Annotated in this window: 3 protein-coding genes; 2 read left to right on the top strand and 1 reads right to left on the bottom strand. The window is 75.6% G+C overall.

What is annotated here, in order from left to right:
- The first annotated feature begins 103 nt into the window (after positions 1-103).
- Positions 104-397 carry a zf-HC2 domain-containing protein gene (locus VR45_RS30010; RefSeq protein ID WP_052709486.1) on the top strand — a complete coding sequence of 98 codons (294 nt, stop codon included), beginning with the start codon at positions 104-106 and terminating at the stop codon, positions 395-397.
- A gap of 464 nt (positions 398-861) precedes the next feature.
- Here the strand turns inward: VR45_RS30010 and VR45_RS30005 are convergent, their stop codons facing one another.
- Complete coding sequence (locus tag VR45_RS30005; protein WP_052709485.1) at positions 862-1,728, bottom strand: hypothetical protein; 867 nt, start codon at positions 1,726-1,728, stop codon at positions 862-864.
- A 330-nt stretch (positions 1,729-2,058) separates the two neighbouring features.
- On the opposite strand from VR45_RS30005, the gene VR45_RS30000 reads away from it, so the two are divergent.
- Positions 2,059-3,444, top strand: a complete 1,386-nt coding sequence (locus VR45_RS30000) for a cytochrome P450 (RefSeq protein ID WP_078896952.1) — start codon at positions 2,059-2,061, stop codon at positions 3,442-3,444.
- Positions 3,445-3,589: the final 145 nt, after the last annotated feature.

Genomic DNA, 3,589 nt, shown 5'->3' with positions numbered 1-3,589 from the left:
CCCCTCGCGGGCGGCCAGGGCGAGGGCGGTCAGCTGTTCGTCATCCATGGCGGCCTCCCACCCGGACAGTCCCACCTGGGAGAAGGTGCGGGACGATGGTCATATGAGATGCGAGCAACTCCGTACCGCTCTGTCCGCCCGCCTCGACGGCGAGCCGGCCGGTGTGCCGGACCGTCGACTGGACAAGCACGTCGCGCGCTGCGCGGTCTGCCGGGACTGGCTGGAGCGGGCGGAGCGGCTGCGCGGACCACTGCTCGCCGACCGGACCGGCGGCGACCCGTCGGGGGAGTGGACGGCGGCGCTCCTCGCCCGCCTCGGCGCGGAGCCGGCGGCGGATTCGGTCGCCGACGAGGTGGAGGGCCGTCCCGGACAGGGGGACGGCGGGCGGACGCGGTAGGACGGTGGCGCCGGTTCGGACCGGTGCGCCGTCGAAGTGAGACATGGAGGAGTCCCGGGGGGAAGACGGTGGTGCGGTCCCGCTGCGGGCGGAACCGTCGGCGTCGGTGGGCGGCCGCGCGTCCGGGGCCCCGGCCGGCGGAGCGGCGGGACGGTCGGCGCGCACGGGCCCGGGCCCCGGTCGCGCGGGCGGCGTCCGTCGGTACCGGCGGCGCGCCGTCCCCGGGTCGCCCGGCCCTCGGCGGCCTCCGCCGCCGTCTGTGGCCGTCGGTCCCGCTCCCGGTCCCGGCTCCGGTAAAGGCGCGGGCTGGGCGGGGCGGTACGACGGCACGGCGGTGCGGTGGTTCGCGGTCGGTCGGGGTCGTCCGGGACGGGCGGCGGTACCCGGCGGCGCGGCTGCGGCGCGGGGCGACCTGCCCACCGCGTCGGGAACACCGGTCGGTGTCCGGGAGGGCGGAGGGCGCGTCAGCGGGCGAACGCGGTGCGGGGCGGCCCACGCCGCACCAGGGCGTGCGAGAGCAGCACCAGCCGCGGTAGCCGGGTCCGGCTGCCGACGGGTCTCGGCGCTCCTGGCGGCCGGTACCCGGCGGGTCGGCCGAACAGGGCCAGCAGCGGTGCCAGCAGCGCCCCGGCCAGGACGGCGCCCAGCGCGCCGAGCAGGTCGAACAGCCGCACCAGCGCCGTCTCGCCGCGCCAGAGCAGCAGCGCGCACGCGAGCGCGGCGAGCACGTGGGCGGCGATCATGCCGGTGGACATGCCGTGCGCGGCCATGTCGTGACCGCCCGTACCGTGACCGCCCGTCGCATGACCGGCCAGGCTCTGACCGGTCACGCCCTGCCCGGTCACGCCCGCGCCCGACCCGGACGCCAGGTCAGGTGCCGCCGCCGCGCCGTGCGCGTGGTGCGCGGCGGTCGCGGCCTGGGCACCGGCCGGCGGGACGTCCGGATCGAGCCCGGCCATCACGGCCAGGTCGTCCGGCGTCAACCCGGTGGGTGTCGCGTCCGGATTGCACAGCAGGAGCGAGGCCCAGTCCGTCGGCGGAGTGCGGCTCGCGCCGCCACCGCCGAGCAGCGAGCCCGCCTGTTCGAAGGTCAGGTGCAGGGCGGTCTGCGCCGCCACCATCCAGAGGCTGATCACCGTGAGCCCGCGCCGTCGGCCCGCCAGCAGCCAGGTGAGGCCGAGGGTGAGACCGAACGCGCCGGCGAGGACGGGAGCCGAAACCCCGGAACCGGACATGGAAACGTGCGCCGTGGCGGCCAGCGCCACGCAGAGCGCGGCGAAGACCACGGCGCGCAGCGAGCGGATCCGGTCGGTCATCACGATGACACTCATCGTCGCACCCGCCTCCGCCGACCAGTACCGCACCCTCCGCTATTGGCCGGTTCCACCCCTGTGGCGGCACGTCCGGGCACCTCGGGCGGGTCCCGGCGAGGCAGGCCGTTCGGGCACTGACACCTCCGGGGCCGCTGGGAAGGGTGGTGCGGGAGGGTTGTCGTCCGGTGGCTGGATCCCGACGGTGCGGGAAGGGGTGGAGCGCAGCGCGGCGCCCGACTGGTCCCAGAAGATGCTATTCATGCCGTCATATCGGTTTGACAGCTTCGTTCCGATACGTACTGAATGTGACCTCGCACACACGGGACCGACAGGGACAGGAGGCCCGGGATGGGCACCACCGCATCCGATGCCGGCGCGACCACGACCAGCGGTGCGACGGGCGGAGCGGCCGAAGGCGTCCGCCCCGGGGCCGACGCCCGGTCCGGAGTCGCAGGCGTCGGCCCCGGGTTCGCCGTCGATCGGCCGGAGGGTGTCGACCTCGCGGATCCGGCCTTCTGGCGACTGCCCGCCCCGGCCCGCGCCGCCGCCTTCGCCGAACTGCGCCGCCTCCCCGCCCCCGCCCGCTTCGGTGCCGGCCCGGGCCGGGGCGGCCGCGACCAGGGCTTCCACGCCCTGGTCCGGTACGCCGACGTGGTCGAGGCCAGCCGCACCCCCGGCGTCTTCCTCAGCGGACCGGGCGTCACCACCCCCGAACCCGCCCGCTGGGTCCGCCTCCTGTTCGGCGACTCGATGGTGAACCTGGACGACCCCCGGCACGCCCAGCTGCGCCGGATCGTCTCCCGCGCCTTCACCCCGCGCCTGCTCTCCCGGGTGGAGGAGGACATCCGCCGGGTCGCCACCGAACTGGTCGACCGGGTCGAGCACGAGCGACCCCGGGACTTCGTCAACGCGGTGGCCGCCGAACTCCCCTTCCGGGTGATCTGCGACATGATGGGCATTCCGGCCGAAATCCGCCGCGCCATCCTCGACCAGGTCAACCACGCCTCCGAGCACACCGGCGTCGCCCGCCCGCTGCGCGAACGCCTCCGGACGCCCGGTCGCGGGCTGCGGGCGCTGGCCCGGATGCAGGGCATGGTCGCCGCCCTCGGCCGGGAGCGCCGCCGCCGCCCCGCCGACGACCTGATCTCCGCCCTGATCTCCGCCCTGGTCACCGCCGACGTCGACGGCCGCCGCCTCACCGGCCGCGAACTCGGCGCCTTCTTCTCCCTCCTGCTCGTCGCCGGGGTCGAGACCACCCGCAACGCCCTCGCGCACGGCCTCCACCTGCTCACCGTCCACCCCGGCCAGCGCGCCCTGCTCCTCGGCGACCTCGACCGGCACCTCGGCGGCGCGGTCGACGAGATCGTCCGCCACTCCACGCCGATCATCCAGTTCCGCCGCACCCTGGCCGTCGACCACCGGCTCGGCGGTCCGGACGGCCCGCTGCTGCGGGCGGGCGAGAAGGTGGTGCTCTACTACGGCTCCGCCAACCACGACGAGACCGTGTTCGCCGACCCCGAGTCCTTCGACATCACCCGCACCCCCAATCCCCACCTCGGCTTCGGCGGTGGCGGGCCGCACTACTGCCTCGGCGCGCACCTCGCCCGGCAGGAGATGAAGGTGCTCTACCGGGAGCTGTTCACCCGGCTCCCGGAGGCCCGGTCGGTCGGCGAACCGGAACTCGCTCCGTCCAGCTTCGACCACCGGGTCCGCGCGCTGCGGTTCACCTTCTGACCCACCGGGCTCCGCTCCCCGCACGCTTCGGACACGTCGGAAGGTGTCCGTCGTCACTGCGACCGCCCAGGCCGCCGAGCAGAATGCCGACATGACCGACCGTTCGCTCCCCACCGCGACCCCCACCCCGGCCCCCGCCCCTGCG

The organism is Streptomyces sp. NRRL S-495, from assembly GCF_000966955.1.
Classification (GTDB): Bacteria; Actinomycetota; Actinomycetes; order Streptomycetales; family Streptomycetaceae; genus Kitasatospora; species Kitasatospora purpeofusca.
This window is presented reverse-complemented; position numbering and strand designations above follow the sequence as displayed.

Excerpts from the sequence above, each read along its gene's own strand:
- VR45_RS30005 (WP_052709485.1), bottom strand. The coding sequence starts at position 1,728 with ATGAGTGTCATCGTGATGACCGACCGGATCCGCTCGCTGCGCGCCGTG.
- VR45_RS30010 (WP_052709486.1), top strand. The coding sequence starts at position 104 with ATGAGATGCGAGCAACTCCGTACCGCTCTGTCCGCCCGCCTCGACGGC.
- VR45_RS30000 (WP_078896952.1), top strand. The coding sequence starts at position 2,059 with ATGGGCACCACCGCATCCGATGCCGGCGCGACCACGACCAGCGGTGCG.